General features: G+C 73.9%; 15 protein-coding genes and 1 riboswitch. Of the genes, 8 read left to right on the top strand and 7 right to left on the bottom strand.

The annotated features are described in order from the left end of the window. Positions 1–127 precede the first annotated feature (127 nt). Together ACFVS0_RS10840 and ACFVS0_RS10845 are read left to right on the top strand one after the other, a co-directional pair. Positions 128–1,384 (top strand): acyl-CoA dehydrogenase family protein, encoded by a 1,257-nt coding sequence (locus ACFVS0_RS10840; RefSeq protein WP_430587961.1) that lies wholly within the window; start codon positions 128–130, stop codon positions 1,382–1,384. A 133-nt stretch (positions 1,385–1,517) separates the two neighbouring features. Next, a complete protein-coding gene (locus ACFVS0_RS10845) occupies positions 1,518–2,831 on the top strand; it encodes an extracellular solute-binding protein (protein WP_430564521.1) in 1,314 nt (437 codons plus the stop codon). A gap of 4 nt (positions 2,832–2,835) precedes the next feature. Here ACFVS0_RS10845 and ACFVS0_RS10850 read toward each other — a convergent pair whose 3' ends face one another. Further along, a complete protein-coding gene (locus tag ACFVS0_RS10850; RefSeq protein ID WP_430587962.1) occupies positions 2,836–3,348 on the bottom strand; it encodes a histidine phosphatase family protein in 513 nt (170 codons plus the stop codon). 6 nt (positions 3,349–3,354) lie between these two features. After that, the gene (locus ACFVS0_RS10855; RefSeq protein WP_430587963.1) at positions 3,355–4,041 is read right to left on the bottom strand and encodes a GPP34 family phosphoprotein; all 687 of its coding nucleotides are present in this window, start codon (positions 4,039–4,041) and stop codon (positions 3,355–3,357) included. A 38-nt stretch (positions 4,042–4,079) separates the two neighbouring features. Here ACFVS0_RS10855 and ACFVS0_RS10860 point away from each other — a divergent pair, with 38 nt between their 5' ends. Continuing rightward, complete coding sequence (locus tag ACFVS0_RS10860) at positions 4,080–4,766, top strand: hypothetical protein (protein ID WP_430587964.1); 687 nt, start codon at positions 4,080–4,082, stop codon at positions 4,764–4,766. Between the two features lie 12 nt (positions 4,767–4,778). Here the strand turns inward: ACFVS0_RS10860 and pnuC are convergent, their stop codons facing one another. The 5 genes from pnuC to ACFVS0_RS10885 all read right to left on the bottom strand — a co-directional run bounded on the left by pnuC (position 4,779) and on the right by ACFVS0_RS10885 (position 8,961). Continuing rightward, positions 4,779–5,498 (bottom strand): nicotinamide riboside transporter PnuC, encoded by a 720-nt coding sequence (gene pnuC / locus ACFVS0_RS10865; RefSeq protein ID WP_430564523.1) that lies wholly within the window; start codon positions 5,496–5,498, stop codon positions 4,779–4,781. Positions 5,499–5,623: 125 nt separating this feature from the next. Continuing rightward, positions 5,624–5,767, bottom strand: a riboswitch (FMN riboswitch). Positions 5,768–5,868: 101 nt separating this feature from the next. Next, positions 5,869–6,429, bottom strand: a complete 561-nt coding sequence (locus tag ACFVS0_RS10870) for a hypothetical protein (RefSeq protein WP_430587965.1) — start codon at positions 6,427–6,429, stop codon at positions 5,869–5,871. 89 nt (positions 6,430–6,518) lie between these two features. Continuing rightward, positions 6,519–7,337 (bottom strand): TetR family transcriptional regulator, encoded by an 819-nt coding sequence (locus ACFVS0_RS10875; protein WP_430585164.1) that lies wholly within the window; start codon positions 7,335–7,337, stop codon positions 6,519–6,521. Positions 7,338–7,347: 10 nt separating this feature from the next. Further along, a complete protein-coding gene (locus ACFVS0_RS10880; RefSeq protein WP_430587966.1) occupies positions 7,348–8,568 on the bottom strand; it encodes a class I SAM-dependent methyltransferase in 1,221 nt (406 codons plus the stop codon). Positions 8,569–8,721: 153 nt separating this feature from the next. After that, on the bottom strand, positions 8,722–8,961 hold the full coding sequence (locus ACFVS0_RS10885; protein ID WP_430587967.1) for a hypothetical protein: 240 nt from the start codon (positions 8,959–8,961) through the stop codon (positions 8,722–8,724). A 47-nt stretch (positions 8,962–9,008) separates the two neighbouring features. On the opposite strand from ACFVS0_RS10885, the gene ACFVS0_RS10890 reads away from it, so the two are divergent. The 5 genes from ACFVS0_RS10890 to ACFVS0_RS10910 all read left to right on the top strand — a co-directional run bounded on the left by ACFVS0_RS10890 (position 9,009) and on the right by ACFVS0_RS10910 (position 15,514). Then, positions 9,009–9,683, top strand: a complete 675-nt coding sequence (locus ACFVS0_RS10890) for a disulfide bond formation protein DsbA (RefSeq protein ID WP_430564528.1) — start codon at positions 9,009–9,011, stop codon at positions 9,681–9,683. Between the two features lie 65 nt (positions 9,684–9,748). Next, a complete protein-coding gene (locus ACFVS0_RS10895; protein WP_430551342.1) occupies positions 9,749–10,672 on the top strand; it encodes an LLM class F420-dependent oxidoreductase in 924 nt (307 codons plus the stop codon). Between the two features lie 278 nt (positions 10,673–10,950). Next, the gene (locus ACFVS0_RS10900) at positions 10,951–12,648 is read left to right on the top strand and encodes a glycosyltransferase (RefSeq protein WP_430564529.1); all 1,698 of its coding nucleotides are present in this window, start codon (positions 10,951–10,953) and stop codon (positions 12,646–12,648) included. Further along, positions 12,645–13,376, top strand: coding sequence for an HlyD family efflux transporter periplasmic adaptor subunit (locus ACFVS0_RS10905; RefSeq protein WP_430587968.1), 732 nt, complete (start codon positions 12,645–12,647; stop codon positions 13,374–13,376). The genes ACFVS0_RS10900 and ACFVS0_RS10905 overlap by 4 nt, the downstream gene beginning before the upstream one ends. Positions 13,377–13,417: 41 nt before the next feature. Then, on the top strand, positions 13,418–15,514 hold the full coding sequence (locus ACFVS0_RS10910) for a glycosyl hydrolase (protein ID WP_430587969.1): 2,097 nt from the start codon (positions 13,418–13,420) through the stop codon (positions 15,512–15,514). Positions 15,515–15,631: the final 117 nt, after the last annotated feature.

Here is a 15,631-nt window from a genome sequence, read left to right on the forward strand (position 1 = left end):
CGTGAGACCCGGTCGCGGGTGACGATGGTGGAGGACCGGCGCCGACCACCACCAGCCTCGGACGGCGCCGGTCCACACTCCTCACCGGGCCCGGAACGCCGGACCCCCGCGCAGAGAGAGGTCGTCGATGACCCGCAGCTCGTCCCGTGATGTCCCCGTCATGCCCGGCGTGACCGCCCCCGACTACGACGTCTCGCAGCCGCTGGACCTCGACTACGTGGGCGCCTTCGCCGACGTGACGCCGCAGGAGCGCGCCCATCAGCTCGCCGTCCGCGAGTTCGTGCAGGCGGACGTCTTGCCCGTCATCGACGGCTACTGGGAGCGCGCCGAGGTGCCGTTCGAGCTCGTGAAGAAGCTCGCCGAGCACGACTTCCTGCGCGACGGCGTCGACGTCCCCGGCCGCCCGTCGGTCTCGTTCATGGCCGAGGGCCTGGCCAGCATGGAGATGTCGCGCGGCGACGGCTCGGTCGCCACCATCTGCGGCGTCCAGGGCGGCCTCGCGCTGCGGTCGATCATCATGCACGGCTCGCCCGAGCAGATCGAGCAGTACGCCGAGCCGATGGCGCGCGGGGAGATCCTCGGCGCGTTCGCGCTCACCGAGCCCACCCACGGCTCGGACTCCGTCTCGCTGGAGACCACGGCACGCAAGGTGACCCGCGACGGGGTCGATGGCTACGTCCTCGACGGCGAGAAGAAGTGGATCGGGTTCGGCTCCTGCGGCGACATCACCGTCGTCTGGGCCCGGCTCGTCGGCGACGACGGCGACAACCAGGTGCACGGCTTCATCGTCCCGCAGGACGCCCCGGGCTACACCGCCACGACGATCGAGGGCAAGGTCTCGCTGCGCGCCATCTGGCAGGCGCACATCGTGCTCGACGACGTGTTCGTCCCCGCGAGCGCGGCGCTGCCCGGCGCGACGTCGTTCAAGGCGACCGCCGCCGTCCTGTTCGCCACCCGCCTCGCCGTCGCCTGGTCCGCCGTCGGGCACGCCGTCGCCTGCTACGAGGCGGCCGCCGCGTACTCGACCCAGCGCATCCAGTTCGGCCGCCCGCTGGCCAAGAACCAGATGGTGCAGGAGCGGCTCACGCGCATGCTGTCCCTGGTCACGCAGATGCAGCTGCTCGTCGCGCAGATCACCCGCCTCGCCGACGCCGGCACGCTCACGGGCGAGCAGGCGTCGCTCGCGAAGTACACGACGACGCGGCAGGCCCGCGAGGTCGCGTCGATCGCCCGCGACATGCTCGGCGGCAACGGCATCCTCCTCGGCAACCGCGTCGCGCGGCACTTCGCCGACCTCGAGGCCCTGCACACCTACGAGGGCACCGAGTCGATGCAGGCGCTCATCGTCGGTCGCGACATCACGGGGGTCTCGGCCTTCGCCTGACACCCCGCGGCGTCGTCGTCCCGCAGGCCCCCGTCTCTCACCTGGAGAGACGGGGGCTTGACGCATTCCTGGGCCGCTGTCAGAGTCGGGCGCTGGAAATCGTTTTCGATGCCACGACGAGGTGGAGGTTGCGATGCGGCTCAGGCAGGTCTGCCTGACGGTGGGGGTTCTGGCGCTGTCGACGGCGGTGGCGGCGTGCGGCTCGACGACGGTGCCGGCGGCCGAGCCGGACACGTCCTCCGGCCCGCCGGTCCAGGGCCTCACGGCCTGGTCGCTCTCCGGCGGCAGCGACATCGTGCTGGAGCGGTCCTTCGAGAGCTGGAACGACGAGCACCCCGACCGGCCGTTCGAGGTGGGCTGGCTCGAGAACGACGTCTACAAGGACGAGATCCGCGCGGCCATCGATGCGGACGCGGCGCCGACGCTCGTCTACGGCTGGGCCGGGAGCGACCTCGCGGGCTACGTGGCCGACGGGGACGTCCTCGACCTCACCGGCCGGGTGGACCCCGCGCTCGACAAGGCGCTGCCCTCCGTCGCGAAGAACGGCACCGTGGACGGGCGCACCTACGCCGTCCCCGCCAACCAGACCCAGCCGGTGCTGCTCTACCACAACGCGGACGTACTGACCCAGGCCGGGATCGAGCCGCCGGAGACGTTCGACGACCTGCTCGACGCCGTGCCCGTGCTCCGGAAGGCGGGCGTGCGGCCCGTCGCGCTGGCGGGCGGGAGCCGCTGGCCCGAGCTGATGTACCTGCAGTACCTCACCGACCGGATCGGCGGGCCCGAGGTCTTCCAGCGCGTCGTCGCGGGCGAGCCGGACGCCTGGTCCGACCCCGCCCTCGTCGAGGCGCTCCGCAAGATCCGCGCGCTCGTCGACGCGGGCGCGTTCGGCGACGACTTCACGGAGGTCACGGCGGACTCGAGCGGCGACGTCGGGATGCTCGTGTCCGGGAGCGCGGCGTTCCTGCTGCAGGGGGCGTGGATCTATCCGGACCTCGTCACCTCCATGCCCGAGCTCGTCGCCGCGGGCGGCATCGGCTTCGGCGCGTTCCCCACCGTGGAGGGCGGCGTCGGCGACCCGGACAACGTCGTCGGCAACCCCGCGAACTTCTGGTCCGTGTCCGCCTCCGCGTCGCCCGCCGACCAGCAGGCGGCGATCGACTTCCTCAACGCGGAGACCTACTCCGAGCGGGCGGTCGACACGTTCCTCACGGTCCGCACGGTGCCTCCCGTGCGGGGGATCGACGAGCGGCTCACGGATGGCGACAGCGCGGAGTACCTGCGGGCGGTGTACGAGATGGTCGACTCGGCCCCGCACTTCCAGCTCTCCTGGGACCAGGCCGTCCCGTCCGACCAGGCGGCGGCGCTGCTCGACCACCTGCACCAGGTGTTCACCGGCGAGCTGGACCCCGAAGGGTTCGTCGACGCCATGAACGACACCCTCTGAGCGGTCAGGGCCCGAGGTCGGTCGTGACGACGTCGGGGAGGCCGAGACGGAGCCAGAACTCTCCCGCGGGCGGGCCCGGGGCGACACGGCCGATCGAGACCAGCCACGCCGTGAGCACCATGCCGTGCGTCGCGACGACCAGATCGCCGCCGGCGGCGTGAGTGCGCACCGCAGCATCGAACCGGCGGGCCGCATCCGTCGCGGACTCCCACCCGGTGTGCCGGTCGTCGGGCATGCCCTCGACCCAGGCACGGCGGATCTCGCGGAAGCCCGGGCACACCTGCTCGGGAGGGCGCCAGACCTCCGCGAACCGCGGGTCCGTGGGGACGTCGGCGACGCCGAGCGCCCGGGCCAGCGTCTCGACCGCCTTGAGCTCGTCGCTCGCGACGGCGGTCGTCCGGTCCGGTAGTCGGAGCCCGCGCGCCGCCGCGCGGCCGGCCGGGGAGAGCGGCCACAGGCTCGCGGGAGTGTCGTCGCGGATCGCGGGCGCCGCGTGTCGCACCAGGGTGATCCGCACCTCGTATCAGCCGGACGTGGCCGTCACGGCGGGCACCATGACGGCCACCATGACGGCCGTCTGCATCTCGTCCACGGCCTTCTTCACAGCCGTGCTCGCCCAGCTCCCCGCGGCGAGCTCCTTGGCGCGTGCCTCCGCCCGCCGCCGGTCCTCGGGCGCGACGAGGCGGCGGACGAGCGGCGTGCCGTTCGCCGTCGCGAGGAGCGCCGCGGTGCGGGCGTCGGGGTCGCGGAGGCCGAGCAGCACCTCGCAGCAGGTCGCGCGCAGCCGCGTCTCGTGGGAGGCGTCGGCGGCGGGCCACGACGTCGTCGGGAAGATCCAGAGGACCGTCTCGTCCTCGCGCCGCAGCACCCCGCGTGCCGCGAGGCCGGCCAGCAGCGGCTCGCGCAGCCCCTTGGCGAGCGGTGCGATCAGGCTCTTCGGCGCGCGTGGCAGGGTCCGCACGAGCGCCAGCGCGTGGTCGAGGGCGGGGTGCCCCGTCGGGGACGCGTCGCGTGCGACGACCCGGCCGGCGGGCACCCGTCGACCGTCCAGGTCCGCGCCCCCCGACGACGTGACGTCGACCCGGCCCATCAGGGCGAGCTCGACGAGCAGTGCCCCCGCGAGCCGGTAGTCGAGCTGGGTCCGCTCGAGCGTCGGGCGCCCGGTCGCGCCGTCGTACGCGAGCAGCAGCAGGTCCTCGGCGATGATCACCCGCCGATCCTGGCGGACGGACGGCCTATGGTCCAGGAGTGACCGACGACCTCGCCCGCGCGGACGCCCGCTGGGATGACGACCCGAGCGCGGGGGAGTGGATCTCGCCGCTGCTCGGGGAGTTCGGTCAGAGCCTCGGCCACGCCGTACCGCAGGCGTACGCGGCGTATGCCGTGGTGCCCCTGCCCCGGGACGACGAGGGCGACGTCGACCTGGACGCGGTCCGGGAACGCCTCGACGTGCTGCTCGACCTGCTCGACCCGTGGACCGGCGGGGCACCGCTGCACGGCACGCTCTGGGAGGGGTGGCCGTCCCTGTACGACCGGGGTGGCGGGGTGGGGTCGTCGGGGACCGCCGTCGGGCTCGCCTGGGACTCGGACGGGCCGGAGCCCACGGCCGAGGAGGTCGCCGAAGCGAGGCGCGAGGCGGAGGCGGACCTGCTCGCCCGGCTGGTCGCGCGGCCCTCCGCCGACCGGCTCCTGCTGCCCCACCGGGGTTACCACGTCTGGACGGGGGTACCCCGGTCGGTCAGCGCGCTCCTCGACCTCGTCGAGCTGCCCTCGCACGTCTGGCCCGAACACCGGGCGTGGTTCCTCGGGCTGCCGATCTACACCGCCGAGGTGGCGCTGGGCGGGCCCGCGGAGCTGGTGGCCACCGTCCTCGACGACGCGCGTCTCGGTGCCCGCGCCGCAGCGCCGGGCACCGAGCTCGACATCGACGACTGACGGGCGGCGCCGTCAGGGTGCGACGGCGGGCGTCGTCGTCCCCGTCTCGGCCTGCTCGCGCCGGTGCACGCGCCACCAGACGAAGAACCCGGTCAGGGTGAAGACGCCGTAGAACACGTACATCAGCGCCGTGGCGTAGTACCCGGCCGACCAGAGCAGGGGTACGCCCACGACGTCGACCGCGACCCACACCAGCCAGAACTCGACCCAGCCCTTGGCCATGCCGTACGTGGCGATGAGGGAGCCCATGAAGATCCACGCGTCCGACCACACGGGCTCGTACGAGCCGAGGGCGCGGAACAACGGGGTGAGCAGCAGGGTGCCGCCCACCATGACGACGACGATCCCGACGCGTTCTCGCCAGGAGGCCCAGTGCGGGTGCACCGCGGCACCTCCGTCGGCGGGGATCCTGCCGTCGGCGCGCACGTCCAGGGCGGCGCGCTCGGTCCGGCGCCACTGCACCCAGCCGTAGATCGAGACGATGAGGAACATCACCTGCCGGCCGGCCTGGCCGAGCATGTCCGCGCGGCTCGAGTCGCCGAACCACGAGCCCATGAAGACGGTGAACAGGACGAGGTTGCCGACGATGCCGACGGGCCACGCCCACACCTTGCGCCGCATGCCGCCGAGCGCGGAGGCGAGGCCGAAGCCGTTGCCGACGATCTCGCGCCACGACATGTGCTGGTCACCGATGGTCAGCGTGGCGTTGAAGAACGTGTCGATCACGTCCATCGTTCACTCTCCCGGTCCGAGGTGCGGCGTCCGGGGGTGAGGGTCGGCGCTCGCCGCGTCGGGCCCCGTGGGGCCGTCGTCGACGACACGACGCCCGGCGGCACCCACCCTGTCGGGCGCGTGCCGCACGTGCTTCCTCCCATCCGGACTTTGACCGTCGGCCCTGGAATCACACCAGGTCAGCCGGCCTCTCCCCGCGTCTGCGGGTGGAGGCCGGGTCGCGGGCTGTCACCGCCGGCTCGGAATTTCACCGACCCCGGAGCACGTACGTGCGTGTCTTTCCACCACCGGAGGTCCCGGCGGCGTCCTGCACAACTCAGGATGCCACAGCGGCATTCCCCGCCGTGGCCGTGGCGGTGGCCGCGGACCGTCAGCCGTCGAACGCGCAGCGCGGCTCCGTGGCGTCCGGGGCGCACATGGTGAGGGAGACGTGGTTCGTGAGCTCGCCCCGCCGTCCGTCCGCCACGAAATCGAGGGTGAGCTGTGCCGAGTACGCGGCGGGGGAGGTGCGGGTCACCTCGACGTGGACCTGGTCGGGAGGGTCCTCGTCGCAGACGGCCAGGACGTCGTGCGCGATCGCGCCGAGGCCGTTCTCGTCCAGCGTGCCCTCCGCACCACCCACGCCGTTCGACGGGTCGGCCGGCTGCCCGACCGTGAACCGCCGCACCTCCAGGCCGGAGCCGGGGTCCGGGACGACGGCGGTCACCGTGCCGGCGCTGCTGTCCCGCAGGCAGACCTCCGCGACCTTGATCGTGTGGACCTCGCCGTCGGCGACGTCGGAGACGCCGATCTCGGCGAGGATCCCGTCGTCGTCGCCCCCCGGGGTGCTCACCCGTGGGGTTCCCGAGCAGCCGCCGAGGGCCGTCGCCAGGAGGGTGGCGAGGAGGGCGCCGGCCGCCGCGGTGACGTGCCGTGGTGCTCGTGCCGCCATCGGTGCCCCCAGGGTCTCGTCGCCCCGGGTGCCGGGTGTCTGGAAGGTAGCGGTGCGGGGCGGTCCCGGCAAGAGGTGCCCGGGGCGGCTCAGGCCAGCGCGTCGCGGACGGCGCGCGCGACGTCGTCCGGCCCGGCCCCGGGCTCCAGCACCGTGACCACGACGCGCCGCCCGTCGCCGCCCGTCGCGACCGTCCGTGCCTCGCCCGGGCCGTCGACGGCGTCGGGGGCGGCGTCGACCGCCGGCGCGTCGGCCGCCGGCTCGCCGTCGCCGTGCGGGAACGGGGCGCCGGCGGCGCGTCGGAGGTCGGCGAACGCCTCCTCCAGCTCGGGACGCAGGTCGAGGTGGGGGTTGCGCAGCCAGCGGCGCAGGATCGCGTTGTGCACCGCGACGACGGACGCCGCGAACGCGATCGACATCGTGGTGGTGGACCGGTCCGGCGGCAGCGTGTCGCGCAGGTAGGCGGTGAAGGCGCGCTCGTAGCGGTGCGTCGTGACCAGCTCGCGGTCGCGCAGCGCCGGCACCTGCTGCAGCAGCTGGTGCCGGGCGATCGACGTCTCGCGCTGGCCGACGTGGTGGTCGAAGACGAGCCGGGCGGCCCGGCAGACCTCGAGGTACGGGTCGGTGGTCGGGTCCCACGCCCGCTCGGGCGCGCGGCCGGACTCCTCGCTCGCCCTCGCCTCCGGGCGGGTCTCCGCGAGCATGACCACGACCTCCTCCAGGAGCAGCTCGTGGTCGGCGAAGACCACGTCCTCCTTGGAACGGAAGCGGCGGAAGAACGTCGCGCGGCTGACGCGGGCGGCGTCGGCGATCTCCTCGACGGTGGTCTGCTCGTAGCCCTGCCGGGAGAAGAGGTCGATCGCGGCGTCGACGGCCTGGGCGTGGGTGTGCGTCCGGACGGCGGTCATGCCAGGGAGATTACTCCGGGGACCCGTTCCCACCCGACGACGTCCGCCCGTCCTGCCCGTCCAGCAGCAGCCGGTAGAACCGGAAGAAGCCGAAGTCGTCGACGGGCAGCACCTCGACGCCGGCGAAGCCCGCCTCGAGCGCGTACCGGCGGAGCGTGGCGGGCCGCATGACGGTGCCCGTCGCGGCGGAGGGCCACGACGACAGGCTGTCCGGCAGGCACACGAACAGGCTGTAGCCGTACATGATCCGGTCGACGTCGTCGGCCGGCGCCCGGAACTCCTCGGCGACCGCCTCGTCCATCACCACGACGACGCCGTCGGGCCGCACCGACTCCCGGACCGCCTCCAGCACGGCGACCGGTCGCGGCATGTCGTGCAGGCACTCGAAGGCGAACGCCGCGTCGAACGGCTCGGCGGTGCGCAGCTCCGCGGCGTCGGACAGGTGGAAGGTGACGCGTTCCTCGAGCCCGCGCTGGGCCGCGGCGACCCGGGCCGCCTCCACGGACGGCCGGTCGAGGTCCACCCCGTGCAGCTCCGCCGTCGGGAACGCGCGCGCGAGCGCGAGCGTCGACCAGCCGAACCCGCACCCCACGTCGACGACACGGGCCCCGGGACGGCTCAGCACCTCGCGCACCGGCTCGACGGCCGTCAGGGCGGAGGCGAGGCGGTGCTCGAACCAGGGGCGGTTCACGTCGGCCTGTGCGCGCCGGGCGTCGTCCCCGAGCTGGTCCCACGACACCCCGCCGCCGGTGCGGTACGACCGCAGCAGGTGCGGGAGCTGAGGCCCCACCGCGCCGACGAACCGCGCCAGCGGCGCGAGGTAGGACAGCGACTCGGGGTCGGCCAGCACCTCGGCGTGCGCCTCGGGGAGCTCGAAGGTGCGGTCCGCGGACCGGGTCCCGTCGGACGACCCGGCGGCCTCGTGGGCCACGAGGATCCCCGTGGCCGCCTGCTGCTCCAGCCACTCGCGGGCGTAACGCTCGGACGTGCCGGTCGCGGCGGCCAGCTCCGCGGACGTCTGGGGTCCCGACGCGTCGAGCGCGCGGTACCAGCCGAGCGAGTCCCCGACGTACACCGCCAGGGTGTCGATCGCGCCCAGCGTCGCGCCGAACAGCCGGTCGGCGAATTCCTCCACGGCCGTCGTCTCGGCGGGCGTGGCGTCGGGTGTGGCGGTGGGTGTGGCGTTGGTCGTGGTGGTGGTCGTCCCGGTGGACCGGGTCACGTCCGACATGGCGACGCCTCCGTCCCGGGGCCCGCGCACCGCACGGGCCGCCTCGGGGCGCCGGTCGGCCACGGCGCCTCCCACTCGACGGTAACCGTGGGGTTCGGCCCCCGTCGATGCCTCGGGCGGGTGACTCTTCGGTCGTCCGGTCGGTCGTCCGGCTCAGCGGCGGCGGCGCCCGCGACCGTCGTCCGGCTCCCCGCGGCGGCGCTCGCCGAAGCCCGCCTCGGCGGGGCGGCGGGCCCGCTGCAGGTACCGGATCTCGCGCACCGCGACCCCGGCGGCGATGAAGAACGGGATCCACGCCCAGACCTTGCCGCGCAGCACGACCCACAGCATCGCGAGCGCGACGACGCACGCCCCGACCACGGTCCACACGCTCGCCCACCGCACCTTGCGCACGGGCCGAGGCTACCGCTGCGCCCTCCCGCGGAACACGTGCCCCCGGCATGGGTAGGGTGGCGGTCGTGACTTCCGGGACCACCACCGCGCCTGAGACCACCACCGCCCCCCGCACGACCGTCCCCGTCGTGGACGTGTACGTCGACCCGCTGTGTCCGTTCGCGTGGATCACGTCGCGCTGGGCGCTCGAGGTCGCGGAGCACCGGGACGTGGAGCTCACGTTCCGCCTGATGAGCCTGTACCTGCTGAACAAGGACCGGGACATCCCGGCGGACTACCGGGCGAGGATCGAGGCCTCGCGCGGCATCGGTCGCGTCGCCGCGGCGGTGCAGACGGAGCACGGCCCGGAGGCGTTCAGCACCTTCTACACCGCGGCCGGCACGCGCATCCACCCCGGCGGCCGCCGGGACGACCTCGACGCCGTCGCCGCTGAGGCCCTGGCCGAGGCCGGCCTGCCCGCGTCGCTCGCCGACGCCGCGTCGTCGGACGCCTACGACGCCGCCCTCGCCGTGTCGCACGAGGAGGGCATGAAGCCGGTGGGCGAGGACGTCGGCACGCCGACGATCCACGTCGACGGCGTGGCGTTCTTCGGCCCGGTCCTCACGCGCATCCCGCGCGGCGAGGACGCGCTGCGGATCTTCGACGGCGCCGTCGCGCTCGCGTCGTTCCCGGACTTCTTCGAGCTCAAGCGGTCGCGCACCAGCTCGCCGACGTTCGACTGACCTCCCCGCCCCACCTCCCTCACCACCTCCCCGCACCACCTCCCCGCATCACCGAGAGGCGAACCGTGACCCTCGACCTGCGTGTGTTCACCGAGCCCCAGCAGGGTGCGTCGTACGACGACCTGCTCGCCGTCGCGAAGGCGACCGAGACGCTCGGCTTCAGCGCGTTCTTCCGCTCCGACCACTACCTGACGATGGGCGGCGACGGTCTTCCGGGCCCCACCGACGCGTGGACGACGCTCGCCGGCCTGGCCCGCGACACCTCCACCGTGCGCCTCGGCACCCTCGTCACGTCGGCCACGTTCCGCCACCCCGGCGTGCTGGCGATCCAGGTGGCGCAGGTGGACCAGATGTCCGGCGGCCGCGTGGAGATCGGCCTCGGCGCCGGCTGGTTCGCGCGCGAGCACGAGGCGTACGGCATCCCGTTCCCGGCGAAGCGGTTCGGGCTCCTGGAGGAGCAGCTGGAGATCCTCACCGGCCTGTGGGGCACGCCGGTGGGTGGCTCGTACTCGTTCGACGGCGAGCACTACACGCTCGTCGACTCGCCGGCGCTGCCCAAGCCCGCCCAGGCGAAGATCCCGGTCATCGTGGGCGGCGGCGGTCCGACGCGGACGCCGGCCCTCGCCGCCCGGTTCGGCGACGAGTACAACCAGGCGTTCCCCGAGCTGGACACGGTCGCGCCGCGCATCGGCGTCATCAACGAGGCGCTGGCGGCGGCGGGCCGCACGCCGGACTCGATCGTGCAGTCCGTCGCCCTGGTGCTCGCGGTCGGCAAGGACGAGGCGGAGTTCACGCGGCGCGCGGCGGCGATCGGCCGCGAGCCGGCCGAGCTGCGCGAGCACGGCGTCGCCGGCACCGTCTCCGAGGCCGTCGACCTGCTCGGCTCCCTGCGCGACCAGGGGATCCAGCGCGTGTACCTGCAGGCGCTCGACCTGCACGACCTCGACCACCTGGACCTGGTGGCGCGCGAGGTCGCGACGCAGCTCTGAGACCCGGCGCGAGCCTGTGACCTGCGGCGACAGTCGGTCAGGGCGACAGTCTCGCCAGCTGGACTCACCCCCGCCGAACCCGTGACAAGGGGGCGCGCCGGGGTTAGGTTCGCGACAGACGACGAGGTGGCCCGCTCTCCGGAGCGGGTCACCTCGACTCGTTCAGGGCCCACGTCGCGCCCGCTGCAGGCCAGCAGGACCGTCACGACGCAGCCGTCGCACGGACGACGCCGTCCACGCTCCCCGCCGCACGACCGCGCCCGCCCGGAGGACACGCCATGTCCGTCTCCGAGTTCGACCGTCTCGTCGTCACCCCGCGCCGCACCGAGCACGTCCGCTCCCGCCCGCACGGCCCGCTCCCCGCGGAGCCGCCGCGCCCCACCGCTCCGCCGAGGGACGAGAACGCCGCCTCCCGGTCGCCGTCGCTCGCCCTGATCATGCTGCTCGCGACGCTGGGCGTCGTGGCCTACGCCGTCTTCCTGCTCAACCCCGCGAACCGCGGGGACGCCCTGCCGTACGCCATGGTGATCACGGCGGAGACCGTTCTCGTCGTGCAGGCGCTCCTCGCGATGTGGACCGTGCTCTCCAGCGGCTACGACCCGCGCGGGTTCTCGTTCCACCACGCGCAGGACCGCCTGTTCGACCTGCCCGAGATCGTGCGGGACGAGGCCGAGGACGACCCCACGCGCTGGAGCCTGTACCTGCACGACAGACCCGTGACCGTCGACGTCTTCGTCACGACGTACGGCGAGAGCCTCGACACCGTCGCGCGCACGGTGCGCGCCGCCGTCGCCCTGCGCGGCCGGCACCGCACCTGGGTGCTCGACGACGGCCGCTCCGACGACGTGCGCGACCTCGCCGCCACGCTCGGCGCCCGCTACGTGCGCCGACTGTCGAGCCACGGGGCCAAGGCCGGCAACGTCAACCACGCGCTGACGATCGCCAAGGGCGACTACTTCGTCATCCTCGACGCCGACTTCGTGGCCAGGCCGGAGCTCCTGGTCGAGACGGTCCCGTTCTTCGTGTCCGACGACGTCGCCTTCGTGCAGACCCCGCAGACGTACGGGAACCTCGACAACCTCATCTCGCGCGGCGCCGGCTACATGCAGGCGGTGTTCTACCGCTTCGTGCAGCCCGGCCGGAACCGTTTCAACGCGGCGTTCTGCGTCGGCACCAACGTGGTCTTCCGCCGGGCGGCGGTCGACGACATCGGCGGCATGTACACCGACTCCAAGTCGGAGGACGTCTGGACGTCGCTGCTGCTGCACGAGCGCGGCTGGCGCACGGTCTACATCCCGACCGTCCTCGCGGTGGGCGACACCCCCGAGACCGTCGAGGCGTACACCAAGCAGCAGCTGCGCTGGGCCACCGGCGGCTTCGAGATCATGCTCCAGCGCAACCCGCTGAGCCCGCGGCGCCGGCTCACCCTCGACCAGCGCCTCCAGTACACGGTCACGGCCACGCACTACCTGTCGGGGATCGCGCCCCTCGTGCTGCTGCTGGTGCCCCCGCTGCAGATCTACCTGGACCTCACGCCGATGGACCTCGCGATCTCGCCGGGCACCTGGTTGCTGTACTACCTGGGCTTCTACGGCATGCAGATCGCGATCGCGTTCTTCACGCTCGGGTCGTTCCGGTGGGAGGTGCTGATGCTCGCGTCCGTGTCGTTCCCGATCTACACCAAGGCCCTGTGGAACGCCCTGACGGGCAAGGAGCAGGCCTGGCACGTCACGGGCCGCGCCGGTCGCGCCGACTCGCCGTTCACCTTCATGCTGCCGCAGGTGCTGTGCTTCGCGTTCCTGCTGCTGACGTCCGCCGTCGGCGTCTGGACGGAGTGGGGCGGCGACCCGCTGCCCAGCCTGGCGCTGGCCTGGAACCTCACCAACACGTTCATCCTCGGCGCGTTCGTCGTGACCGCGCTGCGCGAGTCGCACCGCGCACGCGCCGCCGCCCCGTCCGCCGGAGGTGCCGCATGACCTGGACCACCCGCCTGCGCCTGGTGGGAGGGCTGCTCGGCGTGGTGCTCCTGTGCGCCGCGCTCACCCTGGTCATGAACCGTCGCGAGTCGCAGGCCACGTCGTCGGCCGCGACCATCTCCGCGGAGACGTTCGACGTCGGCACCGACTACGCCGGGACGGTCACCGAGGCGCTCGTCGCGGAGGGCGACGAGGTGCGCGCCGGCGACCCTCTGCTGGTCGTGCGCAGCCTCACGCTGCAGCACGACCTCGCCGTCGGCCTCGTCAGCCGGGACGGCGGCGCCTACGAGGTGACCGAGGACGGCGCGATGACCGTCGTCGCGCCCGCCGACGGCGTCGTCACCGACCTCGCCGTGGCCCAGGGCGCGTTCGCGCAGTCCGGGGAGGTGCTCGCCACCGTCGAGCGCCAGGGCTCGCTGTTCGTCGACGCGAGGCTGGTGCTCGACCCGGCCGACTTCGCCCGCGTCCGCGACGGCGCCACGGTCACCGTGGTGCTGCCCAACCAGGCCGAGGTCAGCGGCGTCGTCGACTCGGTGGCCGTGCAGAACACGAAGAACCAGGCGGAGGCGACCGTGACGGTCTCCAGCGCCGGTCTGGTGCGCGGCGCTGAGCACGGGCTCGTCGTCCCCGGCACCCCGGTCACCGCGGTGATCGACCTGCACGACGACGGCCCGCTCGCCGGGGTGGACGCCTCGTTCAGCCAGTTCCTGCGCAGGGTGGGCCTGTGACGGCGCCCGGGCGGGGCCGCTCCGGGGCAGGGACGAGGCGCGTGGCGGCAGCGGCGGGCGGCGTGCTCGCGGCGGCCCTGGCGCTGGCCGGGTGCGGCATCCTCGGCGGGCCGGCGCCCGGCGGGGAGGGCGGGGAGGCGGTCGAGGCCCCGGCGCCGGAGGAGAGCCTCGCGGCGCCCGACGTCGACGTGTCGCTGCTGCCCGAGGAGCAGGTCGCCCCGGCACCCCGGATGCGCCTGGCCGACGGCCTCGCGCCACCCACCAACCGGTGGTTCTCCAGCCTGGCGCTCGGCGACGCGCCGCAGCCCGTGTTCCCGATGCCGCTCGCGGTCGCGCTCACCGGGGGCGGGTTCGCCTACGGGCTGCCGCAGGTCCAGGTGACCGAGACCTCGATCCTCGGACCGTTCGACCCGCAGGTCGGCGCGGACGTCGGCGCCGCGTCGGCGGTGGTGTCGGCGTACGACGTCGCGTCCGTGACGGTGGAGCTGCGCGACGGCGCCGGTGCGGCTCTCGGGCACCTGCAGGTCGTGGAGGGGTCTCCCGTGCTGCGGTACACGGCGGCGACCGACCACGACGTCGCGATGACCGCGGCGTTCACCGTGGCCGACGGTCGTGCGTCGACGGAGGTCCTCGACCGCGAGCACGTCCTCGTGGGTCCCGGCGGCGCCGACGACCCCGGCGCCGGGCTCTCGGGCGACGGGCGCGTCCTCTCGCTCGCCGCGGGCGAGTCCGTCGCGTGGTTCCCGGTGCCGGACGGGGCCTCGGGGGCCGCGGTGGACACGCTGGTCGAGGCGGCCTCGCGGCCCGTGACCGAGGTGAGCGCCGCGTACGGCGCGGGGGACGACGGCGTGAGCACCGCGCTGACGTACGCGACCGCGGACGGCGGGCCGACGGCGGTCGTCCGCATGCCGCACCAGGCGGACTCCGCGGGGGCCACCTGCGACCTGGGCACGTACGCGACCGTGCACGGCACGGTCGACGTGTGCACGGCGTCGACCCTCGGGTGGTCGAGCCCGGCGGTCGAGCCGGGCGGCCGGCTCGACCTGTCGGTCCTGGACGACGACGCGCGCGCCGAGCTCGCCGACCAGGTGCGCGCCGACGCGGCCGCCGTCGAGGCGGGGACGCTCGAGTCGCCGTCCGACACGTACTTCGGGGGCAAGGCCCTGGCCCGGGACGCCAACCTGCTCGCCCTGGCCGACGGGCTCGGCCTTGAGGACGCGGCCGCCGCGCTGCGGTCGGGCCTCGCGGAACGACTGCGGGAGTGGGCCGAGCCCGACGGCTGCGAGCGCCGCGCCGAGCGCTGCTTCGTGCACGACCCCGTGCTCGCGACGGTGGTCGGGAAGGTGCCCGGCTTCGGCTCGGAGGAGGCCAACGACCACCACTTCCACTACGGGTACTTCCTGTACGCGGCGGGCGTGGTGGCCGCCGACGACCCGGCGCTCGCCGCCGACCTCGCGCCGGTCCTGGACCTGCTCGCCGCGGACGTCGCGTCGGGCACGGGGGTCGGCGGCATGCCCTCGCTGCGGGTGTTCGACGTCTACGCCGGGCACTCGTGGGCGTCCGGGTACGCGCCGTTCGCCGACGGCAACAACCAGGAGTCGGTGTCCGAGGCCGTCTCGGCCTGGAACGGGCTGGCCCTGTGGGCGCAGGCGACGGGCGACTCGGAGCTCGAGGAGCAGGCGCGGTGGATGCTCGGCGCGGAGGCCGCCTCGGCGCGCGCCTACTGGACCGACTTCGACCGCGACGACCCTGCCCTGGAGGGCTTCGGTCACCAGGTGACGTCGCTCGTGTGGGGCGGCAAGCGGGACTGGGCCACGTGGTTCAGCGCCGAGCCGAGCGCGATGCTCGGGATCCTCGTGCTGCCGGCGCAGCCGGTCGCGCCCTCTCTCGCCGGGGACCCGGCCCGCATCCGGGCCAACCTCGACGAGGCGCTCGCGGGACCGCGGGACGACCCCGCGTCGTGGGACGTGATGTTCGGCGACCAGCTCCTGATGTACGCCGCGCTGGCCGGTCCCGACGACGCGGCCGCGGCGCTCGCCGTCGCCGGTGACCTGCCCGACGAGCGCATCGACGACGGGAACACCCGTGCATACCTCCTGGCCTGGCTCCTGACGCACGCGTCCCGACCGCCGAGGTAGTCCGAACCTCCGCGAGGTAGTTCGAACCTCCGCGAGGTAGTTCGAACCTCCGCGAGGTAGTTCGAACCTCCGCGAGGTAGTTCGAACCTCCGCGAGGTAGTTCGAACCTCCGCGAGG

The organism is Isoptericola sp. NPDC058082, from assembly GCF_042885055.1.
Classification (GTDB): domain Bacteria; phylum Actinomycetota; class Actinomycetes; order Actinomycetales; family Cellulomonadaceae; genus Isoptericola.

Bases quoted from the DNA above. Each gene is read 5' to 3' on its own strand.
- ACFVS0_RS10840 (WP_430587961.1), top strand. From the start codon at position 128: ATGACCCGCAGCTCGTCCCGTGATGTCCCCGTCATGCCCGGCGTGACC.
- ACFVS0_RS10845 (WP_430564521.1), top strand. From the start codon at position 1,518: ATGCGGCTCAGGCAGGTCTGCCTGACGGTGGGGGTTCTGGCGCTGTCG.
- pnuC (WP_430564523.1), bottom strand. From the start codon at position 5,498: ATGGACGTGATCGACACGTTCTTCAACGCCACGCTGACCATCGGTGAC.
- ACFVS0_RS10870 (WP_430587965.1), bottom strand. From the start codon at position 6,429: ATGGCGGCACGAGCACCACGGCACGTCACCGCGGCGGCCGGCGCCCTC.
- ACFVS0_RS10875 (WP_430585164.1), bottom strand. From the start codon at position 7,337: ATGACCGCCGTCCGGACGCACACCCACGCCCAGGCCGTCGACGCCGCG.
- ACFVS0_RS10880 (WP_430587966.1), bottom strand. From the start codon at position 8,568: ATGTCGGACGTGACCCGGTCCACCGGGACGACCACCACCACGACCAAC.
- ACFVS0_RS10890 (WP_430564528.1), top strand. From the start codon at position 9,009: ATGGGTAGGGTGGCGGTCGTGACTTCCGGGACCACCACCGCGCCTGAG.
- ACFVS0_RS10900 (WP_430564529.1), top strand. From the start codon at position 10,951: ATGTCCGTCTCCGAGTTCGACCGTCTCGTCGTCACCCCGCGCCGCACC.
- ACFVS0_RS10905 (WP_430587968.1), top strand. From the start codon at position 12,645: ATGACCTGGACCACCCGCCTGCGCCTGGTGGGAGGGCTGCTCGGCGTG.